This is a genomic window from Streptomyces sp. BK239 (assembly GCF_004217285.1).
In the GTDB taxonomy this organism is placed as follows: Bacteria; Actinomycetota; Actinomycetes; order Streptomycetales; family Streptomycetaceae; genus Streptomyces.
The window spans coordinates 13,917-32,568 of record NZ_SHKS01000009.1; the positions used below are offsets into that span (position 1 = coordinate 13,917).

19 protein-coding genes and 1 pseudogene are annotated in these 18,652 nt (G+C 72.3%); 14 read left to right on the forward strand and 6 right to left on the reverse strand.

Annotated features, from left to right (window positions below; genetic code table 11):
• Window positions 1-14: 14 nt before the first annotated feature.
• The 3 genes from EV567_RS24120 to EV567_RS24130 are packed head-to-tail and all read right to left on the reverse strand — an operon-like array spanning window position 15 to window position 1,474.
• Window positions 15-395, reverse strand: coding sequence for a signal peptidase I (locus tag EV567_RS24120; RefSeq protein ID WP_130443556.1), 381 nt, complete (start codon window positions 393-395; stop codon window positions 15-17).
• 9 nt (window positions 396-404) lie between these two features.
• Window positions 405-602 carry a DUF397 domain-containing protein gene (locus EV567_RS24125; RefSeq protein WP_130443558.1) on the reverse strand — a complete coding sequence of 66 codons (198 nt, stop codon included), beginning with the start codon at window positions 600-602 and terminating at the stop codon, window positions 405-407.
• Window positions 599-1,474, reverse strand: coding sequence for a helix-turn-helix transcriptional regulator (locus tag EV567_RS24130; RefSeq protein WP_242620984.1), 876 nt, complete (start codon window positions 1,472-1,474; stop codon window positions 599-601). The genes EV567_RS24125 and EV567_RS24130 overlap by 4 nt, the downstream gene beginning before the upstream one ends.
• Window positions 1,475-1,651: 177 nt before the next feature.
• Here EV567_RS24130 and EV567_RS24135 point away from each other — a divergent pair, with 177 nt between their 5' ends.
• The gene (locus EV567_RS24135) at window positions 1,652-3,013 is read left to right on the forward strand and encodes an acyltransferase (RefSeq protein WP_130443560.1); all 1,362 of its coding nucleotides are present in this window, start codon (window positions 1,652-1,654) and stop codon (window positions 3,011-3,013) included.
• Window positions 3,014-3,049: 36 nt separating this feature from the next.
• On the opposite strand, the gene EV567_RS24140 is transcribed toward EV567_RS24135, so the two are convergent.
• A complete protein-coding gene (locus EV567_RS24140) occupies window positions 3,050-4,108 on the reverse strand; it encodes a Ku protein (RefSeq protein ID WP_130443562.1) in 1,059 nt (352 codons plus the stop codon).
• 79 nt (window positions 4,109-4,187) lie between these two features.
• Between EV567_RS24140 and ligD the strand changes: the two genes are divergently transcribed.
• Window positions 4,188-5,066: a non-homologous end-joining DNA ligase gene (ligD, locus tag EV567_RS24145; RefSeq protein WP_130443564.1), complete on the forward strand. Its 879-nt coding sequence runs from the start codon at window positions 4,188-4,190 to the stop codon at window positions 5,064-5,066.
• A 163-nt stretch (window positions 5,067-5,229) separates the two neighbouring features.
• Here ligD and EV567_RS24150 read toward each other — a convergent pair whose 3' ends face one another.
• The gene (locus EV567_RS24150) at window positions 5,230-6,027 is read right to left on the reverse strand and encodes a nuclease-related domain-containing protein (RefSeq protein ID WP_130443566.1); all 798 of its coding nucleotides are present in this window, start codon (window positions 6,025-6,027) and stop codon (window positions 5,230-5,232) included.
• A gap of 120 nt (window positions 6,028-6,147) precedes the next feature.
• On the opposite strand from EV567_RS24150, the gene EV567_RS24155 reads away from it, so the two are divergent.
• The 12 genes from EV567_RS24155 (at window position 6,148) to EV567_RS24210 (ending at window position 17,244) form a co-directional block, all read left to right on the forward strand.
• A complete protein-coding gene (locus EV567_RS24155) occupies window positions 6,148-6,654 on the forward strand; it encodes a dual specificity protein phosphatase family protein (protein WP_130443568.1) in 507 nt (168 codons plus the stop codon).
• A gap of 150 nt (window positions 6,655-6,804) precedes the next feature.
• Window positions 6,805-7,623 carry a hypothetical protein gene (locus tag EV567_RS24160; RefSeq protein ID WP_130443570.1) on the forward strand — a complete coding sequence of 273 codons (819 nt, stop codon included), beginning with the start codon at window positions 6,805-6,807 and terminating at the stop codon, window positions 7,621-7,623.
• Window positions 7,620-8,897, forward strand: coding sequence for an ATP-binding protein (locus tag EV567_RS24165; protein WP_130443572.1), 1,278 nt, complete (start codon window positions 7,620-7,622; stop codon window positions 8,895-8,897). Before EV567_RS24160 ends, EV567_RS24165 begins: the two co-directional genes overlap by 4 nt.
• 69 nt (window positions 8,898-8,966) lie before the next feature.
• The gene (locus tag EV567_RS24170; protein WP_130443574.1) at window positions 8,967-9,608 is read left to right on the forward strand and encodes an SH3 domain-containing protein; all 642 of its coding nucleotides are present in this window, start codon (window positions 8,967-8,969) and stop codon (window positions 9,606-9,608) included.
• Between the two features lie 53 nt (window positions 9,609-9,661).
• Window positions 9,662-11,029 (forward strand): FtsW/RodA/SpoVE family cell cycle protein, encoded by a 1,368-nt coding sequence (locus tag EV567_RS24175; protein ID WP_130443576.1) that lies wholly within the window; start codon window positions 9,662-9,664, stop codon window positions 11,027-11,029.
• 50 nt (window positions 11,030-11,079) lie between these two features.
• On the forward strand, window positions 11,080-12,537 hold the full coding sequence (locus EV567_RS24180) for a penicillin-binding transpeptidase domain-containing protein (RefSeq protein ID WP_130443919.1): 1,458 nt from the start codon (window positions 11,080-11,082) through the stop codon (window positions 12,535-12,537).
• A gap of 85 nt (window positions 12,538-12,622) precedes the next feature.
• Entirely contained in the window at window positions 12,623-13,129 is a 507-nt protein-coding gene (locus EV567_RS24185; protein WP_130443578.1) for a DUF3291 domain-containing protein, read from the forward strand.
• Window positions 13,130-13,277: 148 nt separating this feature from the next.
• Window positions 13,278-14,216, forward strand: coding sequence for a diiron oxygenase (locus tag EV567_RS24190; protein ID WP_130443580.1), 939 nt, complete (start codon window positions 13,278-13,280; stop codon window positions 14,214-14,216).
• Window positions 14,217-14,541: 325 nt separating this feature from the next.
• Window positions 14,542-15,192 (forward strand): TetR/AcrR family transcriptional regulator, encoded by a 651-nt coding sequence (locus tag EV567_RS24195; RefSeq protein WP_130443582.1) that lies wholly within the window; start codon window positions 14,542-14,544, stop codon window positions 15,190-15,192.
• Between the two features lie 14 nt (window positions 15,193-15,206).
• Window positions 15,207-15,533 carry a hypothetical protein gene (locus EV567_RS24200; RefSeq protein ID WP_130443584.1) on the forward strand — a complete coding sequence of 109 codons (327 nt, stop codon included), beginning with the start codon at window positions 15,207-15,209 and terminating at the stop codon, window positions 15,531-15,533.
• 103 nt (window positions 15,534-15,636) lie between these two features.
• A complete protein-coding gene (locus EV567_RS24205; protein ID WP_242620985.1) occupies window positions 15,637-16,800 on the forward strand; it encodes a C40 family peptidase in 1,164 nt (387 codons plus the stop codon).
• Window positions 16,801-16,926: 126 nt separating this feature from the next.
• Window positions 16,927-17,244, forward strand: coding sequence for a hypothetical protein (locus EV567_RS24210; protein ID WP_130443586.1), 318 nt, complete (start codon window positions 16,927-16,929; stop codon window positions 17,242-17,244).
• A gap of 149 nt (window positions 17,245-17,393) precedes the next feature.
• Here EV567_RS24210 and EV567_RS24215 read toward each other — a convergent pair.
• A pseudogene (locus tag EV567_RS24215) lies at window positions 17,394-17,810 on the reverse strand (tyrosine-type recombinase/integrase); the annotation flags it as partial.
• Between the last annotated feature and the right edge of the window lie 842 nt (window positions 17,811-18,652).

Consider the following 18,652-nt stretch of genomic DNA (forward strand, 5'->3'; position numbering starts at 1 on the left):
GCAACACCCGCCGGTCACTCCCCGGCGGGCTCCTGCGGCACCGCGTAGCCCGGGACGGACGGCCAGCGCACGGTCAGCACCACCGACTCCTCCTCGGCGACCCAGGAGTGGTCCACCCCGCGGCCCCAGACGACGTAGTCGCCCTGCTCCTCGAGCACCACGCTGCGTCCCGGGAACTCGACCCGGAACCGGCCGCTGACGAGCACCTGAAGCGCGGTGCGCTCCTCGCCCCGGACCCACTGCGCACGCCGGTCGCCCCGCGGGTGGACGCCCCACTTGATCTCGAGGTCGTCGCTGTGCCGGGGATCGCCGTCCGGCTTGAAGTGCCCCAGCAGCCAACCCCGGTCGACCGCGGCGTCCTTGCCGGCGTTGCCGACGTACACGTTGTCGTCCATGGGCGGCGGTCAGTCCCGGCGGGCCGCGTAGGTCACGAACGCGGCCCATTCGTCAGCGGGGAAGGCGAGTCGAGCTCGGGCGGGGGCCTTGGAGTCGCGGATGTGGATCGTGCCGGGCGTGGCAGCGGCCTCCAGGCACTCGCCGCCCTCGTTGCCGCTGTAGCTGCTCTTGATCCAGGCGTGGGGTGCGGGCTCAGCGGTGCTCATCGTTCTCCCAGCAAGCTCTCGATCAGGACAAGGGACTCCTGCATCGTAAGCGCCTGGGCCCTGATGCTCCCGTACCGCGCGGCAAGCATCCGCACCTCCTCGGGGTCCGTGATGAGATTACTGCTGCTCTGCGCCTCGGTGTACCCGACCTGCGGCTTCCCTTTGGGCGTCAGCAGCACGAACGGCCCGCCCATTCCCGCGTGTTCGCTTCGCTCCGACGGCATCACCTGGAGCTCCACGCTGGGCAGCCGGCCGAGCTTGAGCAGATGCTCCAGCTGTTCCCGGTGGATGTCCCAGCCGCCGAGGGGGCGTCGCAGCACCACCTCCTCGATCACCGCGGTCACCATGGGAAGGGGCCAGCGAGTCAGGATCTCCTGCCGGTCCACCCGGGAGGCCACGCGCTGCTCGACGGTGTCCTGGTCCAGCACCGGCTTGCGCATCACGTACAGCGCTCGGGTGCGTCGCTCGGTCTGCAACAGACCAGGCACGTCATGGTTGTTGTAGAAGTTGATCTCGACCGCGCTGCGCTCCAGACGCGCGTAGTCCTTGAACCATGCCGGATGCCGGACCCTCGCCTTCGCCTTGGCCCGCTCCACGTCCTCGATCAGCGCCTTCAACAGCCCGCCCGCGTCGAGGAGTTCGTCCGCCGCTTCCAGGAACTCCCGTTGAGGCGTCCGTACGCCTCTCTCCAGCGCGGAGATCAGGTCGGGGCCGTACCCGAGGCGGTCCCCCAACTCCTTCTGGGTCAGGCCGGCTCGCTCCCGCAGCAGCCTCAACTGCTTGCCGACGGCCCGGTTCAGGTCGTTGGCCTGTTCGACCTCTTCGTAGGCCTCCTCGGTCCCCGTGCTTTCCACCTGCTCCGACAAGGTCACCGCGACCCCTCACTCTCCGTCCGAAGGATCCCCACGCCGCGTACAGAGTAGAGCCGAGCGAACACTCTGCGTGACGTGAATCGGGAAAGAGCGCCGACGGTGTCGTCCCGGCCACGGGTTGGTTGCGACAAGGACTTTCCGGGGACGGGGAGTCGGGGAGCGGGGAGCATCCGGGGCATGGAACGGGACCGGTACGTGGACTTCCTGCGCGCGTGGGCCATCGTGCTCGTGGTGCTCGGGCACTGGGTGATCACCGGGCTGGTCCGGCAGCCGGACGGGTCGATCACCGCGCCGGAGCTGCTGGCGACCGTGCCGTGGACCCAGTGGCTGACGCTGGGGTTCCAGATCATGCCGCTGTTCTTCTTCGCCGGCGGCTGTGCGGCGGGCGGGTCCTGGGCGGGGGCACGGGAGCGGGGGGTCACCGTCGCGGGGTGGGTGGGGCGGCGGGCGGTGCGGCTGCTGCTGCCGACCGGCGTCTACAGCGGGCTCGTGCTCGTCGCCGTCGCGGTGTGCGCCGCGCTCGGCGTGGATCCGGTCACGCTGGCGCTGGTGGGGTGGGCGCTGGCCATGCAGTTCTGGTTCCTGCCGGTGTATCTGCTGCTCAGCGCGCTGACTCCGGCGCTGTACGCCCTGCATCTGCGGTGGGGTGCGCTCGCCCCGGTGGGGACGGCCGGTCTGGCGCTGCTCGTCGGGGTGCTGGATCTCGCGGCGGGAGTGCCGTACGTCGGGGCCCTCGACCACGTGCTCGTGTGGGGTGTGGTCTACCAGCTCGGGTTCTGCCTGCGGGACGGGCCGGCGGGTGTGGGGAGGCGGCGGGTGGCGGTGGCGATGACCGTCGGGGGGTGGTCCGCGTTCGCCGCGCTCGTCGGGTTCGGTCCGTTCCCGGTCAGCCTGATCCTCGTGACGGGGCAGGATCCGAGCAACACGAATCCGCCGTCGGCGGCCATGCTGGCGTGGGCGGTCGGGCAGGTCGGCGCGTGTCTGCTCGTCGCGCCGGTGATGCGGCGGCTGCTGGAGCGGGAGCGGCTGTGGCGGGCGGTGCGGGCGACGGGGGCCGTCAGCATGACGCTGTACCTGTGGCACATGGTGCCGGTGCTGGTGATCGCCGCCGCCTTCTATCTGACAGGGCTCGCCCCGCAGCCCGCTTTCGGCTCGGCGGCGTGGTGGGGGTGGCGGGGGCCCTGGCTGCTGGTGCTGGGGGTGGTGCTGGTGGGCGTGGTGCGACTGCTCGTCCCCCTGGAGCGCCGGCTGGCCTCACTGGAGCGTCGGCGGGCCTCACCGGAGGCCGGCGGCTCTCGCGCCGACGCCGGGTCCCGGTGGGCCTGGCGGCTCTGGGCCGGTCTCGGCCTGAGCGTCTGGGCGCTGACGTACTTCGCGGGGCACGGGTTCGCGTACGGGGGGAGGTTCCCGGTGTGGGGCGCGGCGGGGTTGGCCGTGGGCACGGTGCTGGTGCTGACGGCCGGGGGCGGGGGGACGGGGGTGCGGGGGCGGACCGCGCAAGGGCGGGCGCAGGGGGGCGCGCTGGAGGAGGCCGCGTGACCTCGGGTGGGGCCCGCCCCCGCCGGCGGACTCGGGTCACGCCGTGCGTTTGCGGCCCGCCGCCTTCTTCGCCGTCGACGTCGTCTTCTTCGCCGCCGTCTTCTTGGCGGCCGTGCTCTTCGCCGTCGACGTGGACTTCTTCGCTCCGCCGGCGCTCTGGGCAGACTTGGTCTGCTTCGCGGCCGCCGTCTTCTTGGCCGCCGTCGTCTTCTTCGCCGTCGACGTCGACTTCTTGCCGCCCGTCTGCTTCGGCGCCGTACGGGCCGACTTCCCCGGCGGCAGGTGTCTGACCTCGGCCTTCTCGGTCGCGGTCGACTCGCCCCGGGACTCCTTCGCCGCCCGCACGCTGTTCTCCAGGGCCGCCATCAGGTCCAGCACCCGGCCGCCGGTCGCGGGAGCGGGGGCCTCGGGCGGGGTCTCGCCCGCGGCCTTCGCGGCGACGACCTCCTCGATCGCCTCGCGGTACTCGTCGTGCAGGTCGGCGAGGTCGACCTCGCCGAGGGTGTCCATCAGCGCGTCCGCGAGGTCGAGTTCCTGGTCGCGGACGGTGACGGAGGTGTCCGGGGCGACGCCCTCCGGGGCGCGGACCTCGTCCGGCCACAGCAGGCCGTGCATGGCGATGGCCTCGCCGACCACGCGGAGCATGCCCAGCCGCTCCCGCCCGCGCAGCGCGTACTTGGCGATCGCCACCTTGTGGCTGCGCTTGAGCGCCTCCCGGAGCAGGGTGTACGGCTTGGCGGCCGGGGCGCCGCCCGCCTGGAGGTAGTACGCGGCGTCCATCTGGAGCGGGTCGATCCGGTCGGCCGGCACGAAGGCGACGATCTCGATCGTCTTCGCGGTCGGGAGGGGCAGGTGGGCCAGGTCCTCGTCGGTGATCGGGATGATCGTGCCGTCCGCGTCCTCGTACCCCTTGCCGATCTCGCCCTGGCTCACCTCGCGGTCCTCCAGTTCGCACACCTTGCGGTAGCGGATGCGGCCGCCGTCCTCGGTGTGGATCTGGCGGAAGGAGATGGAGTGGCTCTCGGTGGCGTTCACCAGCTTGATGGGGATGCTGACGAGTCCGAAGGAGATGGCGCCGTTCCAGATGGATCGCACGTGCAGCACCTTCCTGACGGGCGCGGGGTGCACCGCCTGCCTGTACCTGTATGTACCGGTTTCGTGTGATTCTCATGGTATGACGCCGATCACAGAGGTGGAGGGGCGACGGCTGGCGCTCAGCAACCTGGAGAAGGTGCTGTATCCGGCGACCGGTTTCACCAAGGGCGAGGTGCTGCACTACTACGCCACGGTCGCCGGGGCCCTGCTGCCCCATCTGCGCGACCGGCCGGTGTCCTTCCTGCGCTACCCGGACGGGCCCGACGGACAGCTGTTCTTCGCCAAGAACGTGCCGCCGGGCACACCCGAGTGGGTCGCGACGGCGCGGGTGCCGAGGGCGGAGGGGCCGGCGCGGATGGTGCTGGTCCAGGACCTGGCGAGCCTGATGTGGGCGGCGAACCTCGTCACCGAGTTCCATACGCCCCAGTGGGTGATCCAGGACCCCGGGGAGGCCGACCGGATCGTCTTCGACCTCGATCCCGGCGCGCCCGCGACCGTGGTCGAGTGCTGCGAGGTCGCGCTGTGGCTGCGGGAGCGGCTGGCGGGCGACGGGATCGAGGCGTACGCCAAGACGTCGGGGTCGAAGGGGCTGCACCTGGTGGCGTCGGTGCGGGGGGCGTCGTCCGAACGGGTCACGGAGTACGCCAAGCGGCTCGCGGTGGAGGCGGAGCGGGAGATGCCCTTGCTGGTGGTGCACCGGATGACGCGGAGTCTGCGGCCAGGGAAGGTGTTCGTGGACTGGAGCCAGAACGCGGCCCGCAAGACCACGGCCACGCCGTACACGTTGCGGGCGCGGGCGGAGCCGACGGTGTCCGCGCCGGTGGGGTGGGAGGAGGTGGAGGCGTGCGGGCGGCCGGAGGAGCTGGTGTTCCGGGCGGAGGACGTGAGCGCGCGGGTCCGTGAGCACGGGGATCTGCTGGGGCCGTTGTTCGAGGCGGGGGCGGCGGAGGTGCCCTGAGTGAGCGGGGGCGGTCCGGGCGGCGCGGGGGCCGGAGGTGCGCGGCCCGGCGTGGACGGGGTGCCGTCGCGCCCACCCGTGCCGCCGCGCCACCCGTGCCGTCGCGCCCATCCGTGCCGCCGTGCGGCACGACTGCCCCCGAGTGTGCGGCTGTGCGGGGGCTTCAGGTCCAGGTGGGTCTGGCCCGGGCCATGGCGTGAAGGGCCTCGATGTCGGCCGGTTTCAGGGTCGCGCCTGTGCGGATCAGGCTCCGCAGTTCCGTGGCGGTCAGGACGCTGACCTGTCTCGGGGGTGTGGTGATGCGGACGTCCGCCGGTTCGACCAGCGCGAGGACCGGGCGGACCTCGGCCGTCAGGGCGTGGGAGGCGCGGTCGGCGTCGGCGCGGACGCGGCGCAGCAGGGGCCGCGGGTCACGGCGGCCCACGGCGACCTCGGGGTCGGCGACGAGCACGCGCCGCCGGCGGGCGTACAGCGCGTGGACGGCGAAGAGGCCGCCGGGGCCGATGACGAGGTGGTGGATGCGGTCGCCGCCGGGCAGCGGGACGGAGTGCAGGGTGTGCCAGCCCGCGCCGTCCAGCCGGTCCAGCGCGTCGCCGACGGCCTGCTCGGCGGCGAGCGCGCGCCGGCGCGGGTCGGGCCGCAGCCGGTGGGCGGGGCCGGGGTCGCGGTCGAGGTCGATGAGCAGGGCCTCGCCGGGACGGTTGGGGGCCAGGTCGTCGTCGGGCGGCAGGGCGAGGCGGGCCAGCTCGGCGGGCGTGGGGACCGGGGGCGGGCCCACGGTGACCGAGCCGCTCAGGAAGGGGCCGAGCACCTCGAGGACGTCCTCGCGGCGGTCGTCGGCGAGGACGTTCACCCGGCCGGCCTCACGGTCGTACCAGGCGATGTTCCGGCCGTCGGCCAGGCAGACGTAGAGCCGCTCCCGGCCGTGCCGCCAGGTCGGTACGACGCGCAGTCCGCTCATGCAGCATCACCCCATGACCATGGGAACAGCAGGGGCGCTTCAGGGGCAAGAAGGCGCATACCTCCGGGCGGGGCGGGGCAGTCACCCGTGACGGGACGGAGCGAGGTTGGGGAGGCGTCGTTGCGGACCCGCAGGAACCAGTCCGGAGTGCCTTCGCCGGACGCGCCGTGGAACGAGATCGTGCCCGGCCTGTGGATGGGCGGGCACGAGTTCCGCGGGCGTGCCGGGCAACGGCAGTTCGCGGTGGCGCGGGACGAGTTCGATCTCGTCCAGACGCTGCTGCGGCTGCCCGGACACGGCCCGGACCCGGGCGTCCCGCACCAGGTGTGGCCGATCCCCGACGGACCGCTGGACGGCACCCAGCTCGCCGGGGTGATGCGGCTGGCGCAGGCGGCGTGCGAGGCGCTGGACGGCGGGCGTACGGTCCTCGTCCGCTGCTGGCACGGCTACAACCGGTCGGGGCTGGTCGTCGCGCACGCCCTGATGCTGCGGGGGGATTCGGCCGATGCGGCGATCCGGCTGATACGGTCGCGGCGCTCGCCGTGGGCCCTGCACAACGAGCTGTTCGTCGAATACCTCAAGGCGGGGCTGTCGACCGCTCGGCTGCTGGAGGAGCTCGCGGAGTAATCGTTTCTCCGGCGGCGTCTCACGCGGCTCCAGCGGCAGCGCCTCCCGAGGCGGGGCCCCACCGGCAGCGCCCCCGAAGGTCTCCCACACGTTCGTACGACTAATACGAATAAGGTGGACGGGGCATCACCGCATGATCACAGGAGCCCCGTGTCCCTCAGACGTCCCGCTCTCGCCGTCGCGTCCGTCGCCCTGCTGGCGTCGGTCACCGCGGCCTGCGGCGACGCCGGCGGGCTGCGCGGCGCGGGTGCGACGCCGACCGCCATCAGCCCGGCCCGGCTCTGGCCGACGCTGAAGCCGGCGTCCAGTCCGGCCTGGGCCATCGACGAGGCGGACACCGAGACGATCAAGGGCGTGGCCGTGCCCCACGGCGACATCCGCGAGGTGGACCCGGTCGCCGTCGTCCGCGCCGAGATCGCCGCGCATCCCGACGAGTACCAGGGCGACTCGGCGTCCTACCGCGGGACCACCGCCCGGATGGCCGACTGCGCCGCCCGCGCGGGGGGAGCCAGCGACGCCGCGAGTCGCTGCCCCCTCCTCGCGCCCTACTACCGGGACCTCACCGGCGACGGCCGCCCCGAGCTGACCCTCGGCTTCCGGCTGCTGCCGGGCGACCTGACCGCCGTACGCGTGTACACCGTCGAGCGGGACCGGCTGGTGCGGGTGATGGCGTGGGAGGACGCGGTCAGCGCGGTCGAGCTGGCCGGGCGGTCGGTGATCATCCGCTCGCCCTCCGACCTCGCCGACTACGAGTACCGGCTCCAGTGGACCTGGGACCCGGAGCAGAAGGCGATGCTTCTCACCCACGACGAGATGCTGCGGTCCGACGGCGCGAAGCGCACGCCCGGCACCCGCGCGCACAAGTCGCCGACCTCGCCGGCCTCGCCGTCGAGGTCTGTGCCCTCCGTGCAGCCCGCGCCCGGCGTCACCCCGCCGGCGTCCGCGTCGTCCTCGGCGAGCGGGCGATGAGACCCCTGCTCCCCCAGTGGGCCGGCACGCTGGCGGTGAAGGCGGCCGTCTTCATCACGGTGATGTGCTGCGCCCTGGCCGCGCTGCTCGGTGTCCTGGTGCACGTGCAGGTCACCGACCAGACCGTGGGGCAGGCCCGCGACCTCGCGCTGTCCCGGCTGACGGACGCCACAGCGGCGTACGAGGCCGGGGACGCGCTGCGGCCGGGGGCCGGGGTGGACCCGGCGGGCCTGCCCACGGCGCTGCGTGAGCTCGCGGCGCACGGGGAGCGCGGCACGATGGTCGCCGTCCACCGGGGCCGCCCGGTGATGTGGGCGGCGGGCCCGGCCGACGGCGGGCGGACGCTGGCCGTGGCCGTCGACTACAACCAGCAGGCGCGCACGATCGAGGGGCTGGACAACGCGATCCTGTGGTCGTCGGTCACGGCGATCGGGGCGACGCTGCTGGTCGGCGCGTTCGCCGTGAGCCGGGTGACCCGGCGGCTGCACACCACCGCCCGGGTGGCCAGGCGGATCACCGCCGGCGATCTGGACGCGCGCGTGAACGACGCGCGGACGAAGGACCCGACGCGTCCGCAGGACGAGGTGGCCGCCGTGGCCGTCGCGCTGGACTCGATGGCGTCCTCGCTCCAGGGCAAACTGCAGAGCGAGCAGCGGTTCACCGCCGACGTCGCGCACGAGCTGCGCACCCCGCTCACCGGTCTGCACGCGGCGGCCGAGCTGCTGCCGCCGGGCCGGCCGACGGAGCTGGTGCGCGACCGGGTGGCGGCGCTGCGCACGCTCACCGAGGATCTGCTGGAGATCTCCCGGCTGGACATCGGGCGGGAGCGGCTGGAGCTGGACGCGGAGGAACTGGGCGCGCTGGCCGGGCGGGTGGTGCGGGCGTCGGGGGCGCGCACCGAGGTCAGGGTGGTCCGCGACGAGCGCGTGGAGACCGACCGGCGGCGGCTGGAGCGGGTGCTGGGCAACCTCGTCTCCAACGCGCACCGGCACGGCCGGGCTCCGGTGGAACTGTCGGTGGACGGCCCGGTGGTGACCGTCCGGGACCACGGGGAGGGCTATCCGGAGTACCTCGTGGCGCACGGGCCGCAGCGGTTCCGCACGGAGGGCGGCGCGAAGGGGCACGGGCTGGGGCTGACCATCGCGGTGGGCCAGGCGGAGGTGCTGGGCGCGCGGCTGACGTTCGCGAACGCGCCGGACGGCGGGGCGGTGGCCACGCTGACGCTGCCTCAGTCTCCTCCGGGCGGGGACGGCCTCCCCGATGGCGCAGTGTGACGGGCGAGCCCCGTGCGCTGCTCCTAATGTGGCGACAAGTCAGTTTCGCCGCCTTCATGGAGGTACCGGATGTCCCTGCGCACCGCCTTCACCCGTCTGGCCATAGTCACCGCCGCAGGCGCCCTCGCCACCGCCGCCGTCGTCACCCCGGCCGGCGCGGACGACGGCTTCGGGTCCGCCTCCGAGACAGGCTCGGGCTTCGCGTCGAACGGGGGAGACTTCGACGGAAACGGCGGCAACGCAGGGAACGCCGGGAACGGTGGCGGAGGCCGGGGCGACAACGGGAACGGCAACGACCCAGGCGGCCGCGGCGACGGCAACGGCAACGGTCAGGGCGGCCGTGGCGACGGCAACGGCAACGGCAACGGCAACGGCAACGGTCAAGGCGGCCAGGGCGACAACAACGGCGGCAACAACCAGGGCGGCCAGGGCAACGACAACGGGCACGGCAACAACCAGGGCAACCAGGCCGGCCACCGCCTCACCCGAGGCGTCGTCACCATCAGCCAGCTCCTCCTGCACAGCGCCCCGACCCGCGGCAGCCAGGTGATCCGGGTCGCCCGCCGCGGCCAGGTCGTCTCCATCTACTGCAAGACCGTCGGCCAGCCCGTCCAGGGCAACCGCTACTGGTACATGCTCACCGACGGCACCTGGGCCTGGGGTGCCGCGCGCTACATCGACACCCGCGGCTCGTCGCCGCGATGGTGCTGAACCGAAGATCAGTTCAAGGCTCACAAGGAGCCCCATTTGGGTAAGTTCCGGACATGACGCGAGCCGGAGCCGAAGCCATCGCGCCGGCGGCCGACGCCCCGGCCCCCGCCGCACGCCTCGCCCGGCGTCGCGGGGTCGAACTCACGCTCATCCTGATGGCCGTCCTGCTCTCGGTCTACGGCTACTGCGCCGTGGGCCTCGCCAGGACCGGGGCCGTCCCGCCCGGCGCCGCCGGCTACGGCGCCGGGCTCGGCGTGCTGGCACTGCTGGCGCACGGGGCCGTCCGGATGCGCGCCCCGTACGCCGATCCCCTCCTGCTGCCCATCGGCGTGCTGCTGAACGGGATCGGCCTGGTGCTGATCTACCGGCTGGACCTGGAGACGCCCGGCGACCGGGCGGCCCCGACGCAGCTGGTGTGGTCCACGCTCGGCGTGGCGCTGTTCGCCTTCGTGGTGGCCGCGCTGCGCGACCACCGGGTGCTCCAGCGGTACGCGTACGTGAGCGTGGTCGGCGCGCTGGCCCTGCTGACCCTGCCGATCCTCTTCCCGGCGGTCAACGGGGCCCGCATCTGGATCCGGATCGCCGGGTTCTCCATCCAGCCGGGCGAGTTCGCGAAGGTGCTGCTCGCGGTGTTCTTCGCCGCGTACCTGGCCGCCAACCGCACGGCGCTCGCGTACGCGGGCCGCAGGATCTGGTTCGTGCAGCTGCCCGCGGGCCGGGTCCTCGGCCCGGTCGTCGCGATCTGGCTGCTGAGCGTGGTCGTACTCGTCCTGGAACGCGATCTGGGCACCTCGCTGCTCTTCTTCGGCCTGTTCGTCGTCATGCTGTACGTCGCCACGGGCCGCACCGGGTGGATCGCGGTGGGGCTGCTGCTGGCCGCGCTCGGCGCGGTCGCCGTCGGCTGGCTGGAGCCGCACGTGCACAGCCGGGTCGAGGACTGGCTGCACCCCTTCGCGTCGATCGAGGCGGGCCGGGGGCCCAACCAACTCGCCCAGTCCCTCTTCTCGTTCGCGGCCGGCGGGCTGCTGGGCACCGGTCTGGGCCTCGGCCACTCCACCCTGATCGGGTTCGCCGTGAAGTCGGACTTCGTCCTCGCGACGGCCGGCGAGGAACTGGGCCTGGCGGGACTGTCCGCGCTGTTCCTGCTGTACGGCCTGCTGGTGGAGCGCGGCTACCGGGCCGGCCTGGCCCTGCGCGACCCGTTCGGCCGGCTGCTCGCGATCGGCCTCGCCTCGATCGTCGCGCTCCAGGTGTTCGTGATCGCGGGCGGGGTGACCGGGCTGATCCCGCTGACCGGCATGGCGATGCCGTTCCTGGCGCAGGGCGGCTCCTCGGTCGTCACCAACTGGGCGATCGTGGCGCTGCTGATCCGGGTGAGCGACTCGGCGCGGCGGCAGTACGACGGGAAGGCGGCGCCGTGAACTTGAGCGGGCCCCGGGTTCCGGTGAGCCGCCGGCACGAGGCGCCGGTGATGGGCCGGCACATCCGGCACGCGGCCGTCTTCTGCGCGCTGCTGCTGGCCGCCCTGCTGGTCAACGCCGCGCGCGTGCAGATCGTCCAGGCCGCCCGCTACGACGACAGCCCCGGCAACCGGCGGGCGTCCATCGCCCGTTACGGGCAGCCGCGCGGCGACATCCTGGTCGACGGCGCTCCGGTCACCGGGTCGCGGGACACCGGGGAGCAGCTGCGCTACGAACGCACCTACGCGGACGGGCCGTTGTTCGCCCCGGTGACCGGGTTCTCCTCGCAGGAGTACGGGACGACGTTCCTGGAGCACGCCGAGGACGGTCTCCTCTCCGGGGTCGATCCGCTGCTCGGGGCGTTCCCGCTGTGGAACGACTTCACCCGGTCCCGGCCGCCCGCGGGGAACGTGGTGACGACGCTCAACGGGCGTGCCCAGCGGGCGGCGTACCAGGGGCTGGCCGGGCGCAAGGGGGCGGTGGCCGCGGTGGAGCCGTCGACGGGGCGGATCCTGGCGCTGGTGTCGGCCCCGTCGTACGACCCGGCGCTGCTGTCGGGGAACGACCCGGGGGCGGAACGGGCCTGGGCGCGGCTGAACGCCGACCCGGACAAGCCGATGCTGAACCGGGCGGTGCGGCAGACGTATCCGCCGGGGTCGACCTTCAAGGTGGTCACCGCGGCGGCGGCGCTGGACGCGGGCGTGGTCCGCGACCTCGACACACCGACCCGCTCCCCCGCGCCCTACACCCTGCCCGGGACGACGACCCGTCTGGTGAACGCCGCCGAAGGGTGCCAGGACGCCACAGTGCGGGATGCGTTCGTGTGGTCGTGCAACACGGTGTTCGCCAAGCTTGGAGTGGACACGGGGCTCCGGGGCATGGCGGCGACGGCGGAGGCGTTCGGTTTCAACGCGGCCGATGTGCGGGTGCCGTTCTCGGTGGCGCGCAGCACCTTCGACACCTCCGTCGACCGTGCGCAGCTCGCCCTGTCCTCGATCGGGCAGTACAACACGAGGGCCACTCCACTGCAGATGGCGATGGTCGCGGCGGCCGTCGCCAACGGGGGGCTGGTGCGCACGCCGTACCTGGTGGAGCGGACGACGCGGTGGAGCGGGGCGACTCTCGCGGCGGGCGGTGCGCGGTCGGCCCGGCAGGCGATGCGGCCCTCGACCGCCTACCGGCTGCGGGAGTTGATGACGGACGTGGTGCGCGAGGGCACCGGCAGGAACGCGGCGATCCGGGGCGCGACCGTCGGCGGCAAGACCGGCACCGCCCAGCACGGCATCGGCAACGCCGGCACGCCGTACGCCTGGTTCGTGTCGTGGGCGCAGGGCGACCGCGATCTCCAGGCGAAGGTCGCGGTCGCGGTGGTGGTGGAGGACGCCTCGGGCAACCGGGGAGAGATCACCGGGGGCGGGATGGCGGCACCGATCGCCCGGGCGGTGATGGAGGCGGTGCTCAAATCCTGACCGGGCCGGGGCATTGCGTCTGACCGATGCTCGCTTCGTGAGACACGGCTACCGCGTTCGGACGCTACCGACCTAACGTTCGGTCATGACTGACGCAGCCGCATTCGAACTCGCCCAGGTCAACATCGCCCGCCTCAAGGCCCCTCTGGACTCGGCGCAGTTGAAGGACTTCGTCGACAGCCTCGACCCCGTGAACGCCGACGCCGACGCGGCCGACGGCTTCGTCTGGCGACTTCAGGACGACGGCGGTGACGCGACCGAGATCGCGGTCTTCGGCGACGAGTGGCTCATCATCAACATGTCGGTGTGGCGGGACGCCGACGCCCTGACCGCGTTCATGTACCGGGGGCGGCACCGGGAGATGCTGGCCCGCCGCCGTGAATGGTTCGAGCGGGTGCAGGAGGCGATGGTGACGCTGTGGTGGGTCCCGGCCGGACACCGGCCCACCGTCGCCGAGGCCGAAGCCCGCCTGCTGCACCTGCGCACCAACGGCCCGACGCCGTACGCCTTCACCCTGCGCGCGGCCTTCCCGCCCGGGGCCGCAGAGCCCGTCGCCCTCGACGTCCCCGACGGCCTGGGCTGTCCCGCCTAGCCGGTCCCCCGGTCGCCGGCCGGACCGTGAAGGAGGCCCGAACAAGTCCCGCGCGAGGGATTGACGGTCTTGCTGACAGGCAGTCTCATAAGGAGGCGAGTGAATCCGGGTGACAGGACACGCCCCCGTGCGACGAGGTGGAACAGCGATGACGACCCAGACGGAAGCCGACGCGCTCGACGGGCTGCGGGACGCGCTCGGTCTGCTCAAGGACCGCGAGCAGGTGGCCGAGCGGCTGCTCGTCTCTTCCGCCAAGCACTCCTTCGACCCGGACAAGGAGCTGGACTGGGACGCCCCCTTCGAGGAGGGCAAGTGGTTCTGGCCGCCGGAGCTGGTGTCGCTGTACGACACACCGCTGTGGAAGCGGATGGGCGAGGAGCAGCGGATCCTGCTGTCGCAGCACGAGGCGGCGGCGCTGGCCTCGCTGGGCATCTGGTTCGAGATCATCCTGATGCAGCTGCTGGTGCGGCACATCTACGACAAGTCGGCGACCAGCGCGCATGTGCGGTACGCGCTGACCGAGATCGAGGACGAGTGCCGGCACTCGAAGATGTTCGCCCGGCTGATCGCGCGGGGCGGCACGCCCTGGTACCCGGTGGGCAGGGCTCACCAGCATCTCGGCCGGCTGTTCAAGACGGTCTCCACCACCCCGGGCTCCTTCACCGCGACGCTGCTCGGCGAGGAGGTCCTGGACTGGATGCAGCGGCTGACCTTCCCCGACGAGCGCGTACAGACACTGGTGCGGGGCGTCACCCGGATCCATGTGGTGGAGGAGGCTCGGCACGTGCGCTACGCGCGGGAGGAGCTGCGGCGGCAGATGGTGACCGCGCCGCGGTGGTCGCAGGAGTTCACCCGGGTGACCTCGGGTGAGTTCGCCCGCGTCTTCTCCGTCGCGTTCGTCAACCCCGAGGTGTACGCGAACGTCGGGCTGGACAAGCGGGAGGCCGTTGCGCAGGTGCGGGCCAGCGGGCACCGGCGGGAGGTCATGCAGACCGGGGCGAAGCGGCTGACGGACTTCCTGGACGACATCGGGGTGCTGCGGGGAGTCGGGCGACGGCTTTGGAAGTCGTCGGGGTTGCTGGCGTAGTCGCTGCGGGCGCGAGCGGGGCCACGGGCGCGGTCGCTGCCCTTGGGGGCGGGGCTGTGCGCGTGGTCGCCGCCTACGCGGGCGCGGGTCGGGCTGCCGACGCGGTCGGGGCTGCCGACGTGGTCGCCTCCCGCATGGGCGGAGCCGCCGGCGTGATCGCTGCTCGTGAGGGCGGGGCTGTGCGCGTGGTCGCTGCCCGCGTGGGCGCGGGTCGGGCTGCCGGCGCGGTCGCCGCCCGCGTGGCGGGGCTGCCGGCGTGGGTGTTCTCGCGGTGGGCGTCCGCGGTCGGCGGTGATCGGGCGGGGCAAGCGATTACGCTGCACGCATGACCCCCGCCGCCCCCGCCTACCGTCGCCTCAGCGTCGAGGAGCGGCGCAGGCAGCTGCTCGACGCGGCGCTCGGGCTGTTCGCCCACCGTCTCCCGGAGGACGTCTCGCTGGACGACGTGGCGGAGGCCGCCGGGGTGTCCAGGCCGCTGGTGTACCGGTACTTCCCCGGCGGCAAGCAGCAGCTGTACGAGGCCGCGCTGGGCTCCGCCGCCGAGGAGCTCCGGCACTGCTTCGACGAGCCCCACGACGGCCCCATGCTCCCCCGGCTCGCCCGCGCCCTGGACCGCTACCTCGCCTTCGTCGACCAGCACGACGCCGGGTTCAGCGCGCTCCTCCAGGGCGGCAGCGTCGTGGAGACGTCCCGGACGACCGCCATCGTGGACGGCGTGCGCCGCGCCGCCGCCGAGCACATCCACAGCCACCTCGGCGTGGCCGAGCCCGGCCCCAGGCTGCGGATGACGGTGCGGATGTGGATCACCGCCGTGGAGGCGGCCTCGCTGATCTGGCTCGACGAGGGCAAGCAGCCACCGGCCGGCGAGCTGCGGGACTGGCTGATGGAGCAGTTCGTCGCCGTCATGACGGTGACCGCCGCGCGCGATCCGCAGACCGCCGAGGCGGTCCGGGGTGCGCTCGCGGAGCGGCCCTGATCGACACTGGTGGTGTGAAGAGCGAAGACACCCCCTTCGAGGGCGGCCCGATGGAGGGCCGCGTCCTCCCCGTCCTGCTGGGCCCCACCGGCCACCCGCCGAAGACGTACCGCATCCCCGTCCCGGGCGCGGAGGGCGGCCCGCCCACGGTCCTGGTCTACCGCCGGGAACCCCGGGGGCACAGCGCGAAGCTGGGCCTGCCCCGAGGGTGGAAGTACGTGTACGACCCCGAGGGGCGCAAGGACAGCCGGCTCCGCTGGCCCTGGTCGAAGCCCGACACCGCGCCGGGAGACAGGGCGGAAGGCGGGCCGGAAGGCAAGCCGGATGACGCGCACGGGTGACTTCGTTGCGCCGAACCGCGCAGTCTTACCGCACTTGTCGCACTACCGCACCTGATGCTCGCCCTGCGGGGTGGAAGGGCCGCCCCGTGCGGGAGGTGATGACGTGTCAGGAAGGCTGCTGCGTCGGGTGTGCACGGCCTGCACGACGACGATGCTGGCCGCGCAGGCCGTACTGCTGGCCCCGGCGGCCGTCTGGGCCGTCCCCGAGCCGCCGGAGCCCGGCGGGCGCTCGGTGACCGAGCTGCTGACGGACCTTCAGCGGCTGTACCGGGAGGCGGAGAAGGCCACCGAGACCTACAACACCACCGAGGAGAAGCTGAGGGAACGCCGGGCCGAGACCGAGCGTGTCGACGCCGAACTGGCGAGGACGAGGCTGTCCCTCCAGGAGAGCCGGGGCGCCGCCGGACGCCTGGCCCGGCAGCAGTACCAGAACGTCACCGGCATCTCCCCCTACGTACGGCTGCTGCTCGCACGGGACCCGCAGCGCGCCCTCGACCAGGGGCATGTGATCGGACAGCTGGCGCGGGAGCGGGCCGAGACGGTGGGCCGGCTGGAGGGCAGCGAACGCAAGGCCGACGCCCTCGCCCGCCGGGCGCGTGCCGCCCTCGACGCGCAACTCACCCTGACCGAACGCAAGAAGAAGGAGCGCGACGACGTACGCCGCAGGCTCGACGACGTCGAGCGGCTCCTCGCCTCGCTCAACGCCGCCCAGCTCACCGCCCTCGCCGACCGTGAACGCGCCGAGACGGCCGAGGCACAGGCCACGCTGGTGGCGTCGGGCGCGCTGGGCGAGGAACGGGCGCCGTCGCCGCAGGGCGACCGCGCTCTGCGCTACGCCGTGGGCCAGCTCGGCAAGCCGTACGAGTGGGGCGCGGAAGGGCCCGCCTCCTACGACTGCTCGGGGCTGACCTCCCAGGCGTGGCAGCACGCGGGCACCCCGATCCCCCGGACCAGCCAGCAGCAGTGGGCCCGCCTGAACCGCGTCCCACTGGACCGGCTCCGCCCGGGCGACCTGATCGTCTACTTCCCCGACGCAACGCACGTGGCGCTCTACGCCGGCAAGGGAATGGTCGTACAGGCCCCTAGACCGGGCGAACCGGTGAAACTCTCCCCCATCGCGGCCAACCCGATCCTGGGCGCAGTCCGCCCAGACCCCGAATCCAAGCCCCTACCCGACTACAAGCCCCTGGACCTCGCAAGAGGCGTGACTGCAACTCCCTTGACTCCGAAGGGGATCGAGGCCACCGCCCCCACCGTGAGGAAATAGCCGACCTGCAGGCCGGCAAGGCGTCCACGGGCGGTTTCTCCCGGCTGGACGCCTTGCACGGCGCCGTGGGCCCTCTGTCGAACAAATGCCCGCGCTCGCCGTGCCGGGCGACGCCATACTCTACGAGTGACTACACCGATCGGGCCTGTGATCCTCTTCGATGACGACCTCCACATGTACGTCCTCAGGGATCAGGCGTTCGCCGAGGCGTGGTGGGAGATGCCCGACGAGTACACCTGCGGCTTCGACGCGTCGGCCAGGCCGCTGCGCATGACGGGCGAGCCCCACCGGGTCCGGCTCGAACTGACCGGCGCGGAGCCGGACGAGGCGCAGCTTCGCCGCCTGGTGGCCGGGCACTATCAGCGCCACCTCCGCGGTGAGGCCTCGCCCGAAGCAACCGCCCTGGCGGATTTCTTGGCGGCCCTGCCGCGCGAGGGGGTCTGACCCGTAGGTCGGTCAGGGGGCTACCGAGGACAGGTAGGCGGCCGTCTTCTCCGGGTCGGAGAAGCAAGCCGACGGCCCCGCAAGGCATCTACCAGCGGTTTTCACCGAGCTGGGCAGCCTCTACGGGGCCGTGGGCCGTCTGTGGGCCGTCAGACAGGACGTTGGGCCTTCGCGTAGACCGTCGCGATTGCCGTCCAAGTTCGCTCCTGGCTGCCCGGCATGAGGTGCGCGTAGATCCGTAGCGTCAGGGCGGCGTTGCTGTGCCCGAGGTACTCGCTGACCGCCTTGATGCTCTCGCCGCCGTCCAGGAGCGCGGACGCGTAGAAGTGTCTCAACGCATGCATGCCATGCTCACGAGCCGCCGCGTAACCGGCCGCCTTGTTCTCCGGCTTCGGGATGACGCCGGCCGCGACGAGCGCAGGCTTCCACACGTCCGCGTTCAGCGACGTACGCCAGACATGGTTACCCCCAGGCGCTACGAAGATGAGCCGCCGGGTCACCTTCGGCCCGTCCGGTGTCTTCCAGGGCAACGTGATCTCAACCGGTGGGAACTGCTTCATGCGGGCCCAGTTCCGGGGCGTCCTCGGCGTGGCGGACGCCGCAGCGGCAGGGCCGCTTGCCCGGCCGGTTGTGCACCGGCCCAAACGAGGGGGCGGTCAGCGTCGCAAAGACACGGGGGTGATGGGAGCCGGGGTGGGTGGTGGGTCTGGTAGCGCGAAAGTGCAGGTAGCAGGGGTGATCCAGCAGACTGAGATCGGGTTAGGCTTCGGTCCGTATGAGTTGCCGAGCACGGTGTTAGCAGACTGGCGACTGCTATTGAGATCGCTGATAAAGCGCGCTTCCGTTAGCTAACGAGAGCTAACGAGAGCTAGGACAGTTATAGTGACAATGCATCTTGGGATGCATTGGCGAACTGGGTTAGGGATACCAAGGTTGACCAAGCAACCCGAGGTCGCACTGGGCCTCCAACACGGAAGCCCGGCCCTGGTCTGGACACCAGGGCCGGGTTCGTGCGTGGAGTAGTCGAAGCGGGTCCGGCCGAGTAGAAGACGGTCGGACCCGCTTCATTCCAGCGGCCCGCCATCGTCCGGCACCCTCCAACCTGTGGCGCTAACGCGCCAGCTGTTCCACGCAGCCTGCGAGTGCCGTTAGTGCTGAGAGGATGGCGATCAAGATCTCGGCCTTGTTGGGCCCACGTCCTCGGTCGCTGTCCGACTCTTCCGGTTTTCGCAGATCTGCCATGTCGCACTCCCAGCCCAGTTGTACCAAACCCCTGACGTGCGTGGGGTCTTCGGCTCTTAAGTCCGAAGCTCTGGATGGACCGGAAGTGGACGGTAGGAGCATAACGGTTGGAAGGGTCTTGAAGGCGTGGATGCGCCGGGAGATGATGGACGATCAGCAGGAAATC

Bases quoted from the DNA above. Each gene is read 5' to 3' on its own strand.
- EV567_RS24120 (WP_130443556.1), bottom strand. From the start codon at position 395: ATGGACGACAACGTGTACGTCGGCAACGCCGGCAAGGACGCCGCGGTC.
- EV567_RS24125 (WP_130443558.1), bottom strand. From the start codon at position 602: ATGAGCACCGCTGAGCCCGCACCCCACGCCTGGATCAAGAGCAGCTAC.
- EV567_RS24135 (WP_130443560.1), top strand. From the start codon at position 1,652: ATGGAACGGGACCGGTACGTGGACTTCCTGCGCGCGTGGGCCATCGTG.
- ligD (WP_130443564.1), top strand. From the start codon at position 4,188: ATGACGCCGATCACAGAGGTGGAGGGGCGACGGCTGGCGCTCAGCAAC.
- EV567_RS24150 (WP_130443566.1), bottom strand. From the start codon at position 6,027: ATGAGCGGACTGCGCGTCGTACCGACCTGGCGGCACGGCCGGGAGCGG.
- EV567_RS24165 (WP_130443572.1), top strand. From the start codon at position 7,620: ATGAGACCCCTGCTCCCCCAGTGGGCCGGCACGCTGGCGGTGAAGGCG.
- EV567_RS24170 (WP_130443574.1), top strand. From the start codon at position 8,967: ATGTCCCTGCGCACCGCCTTCACCCGTCTGGCCATAGTCACCGCCGCA.
- EV567_RS24175 (WP_130443576.1), top strand. From the start codon at position 9,662: ATGACGCGAGCCGGAGCCGAAGCCATCGCGCCGGCGGCCGACGCCCCG.
- EV567_RS24180 (WP_130443919.1), top strand. From the start codon at position 11,080: ATGGGCCGGCACATCCGGCACGCGGCCGTCTTCTGCGCGCTGCTGCTG.
- EV567_RS24185 (WP_130443578.1), top strand. From the start codon at position 12,623: ATGACTGACGCAGCCGCATTCGAACTCGCCCAGGTCAACATCGCCCGC.
- EV567_RS24190 (WP_130443580.1), top strand. From the start codon at position 13,278: ATGACGACCCAGACGGAAGCCGACGCGCTCGACGGGCTGCGGGACGCG.
- EV567_RS24195 (WP_130443582.1), top strand. From the start codon at position 14,542: ATGACCCCCGCCGCCCCCGCCTACCGTCGCCTCAGCGTCGAGGAGCGG.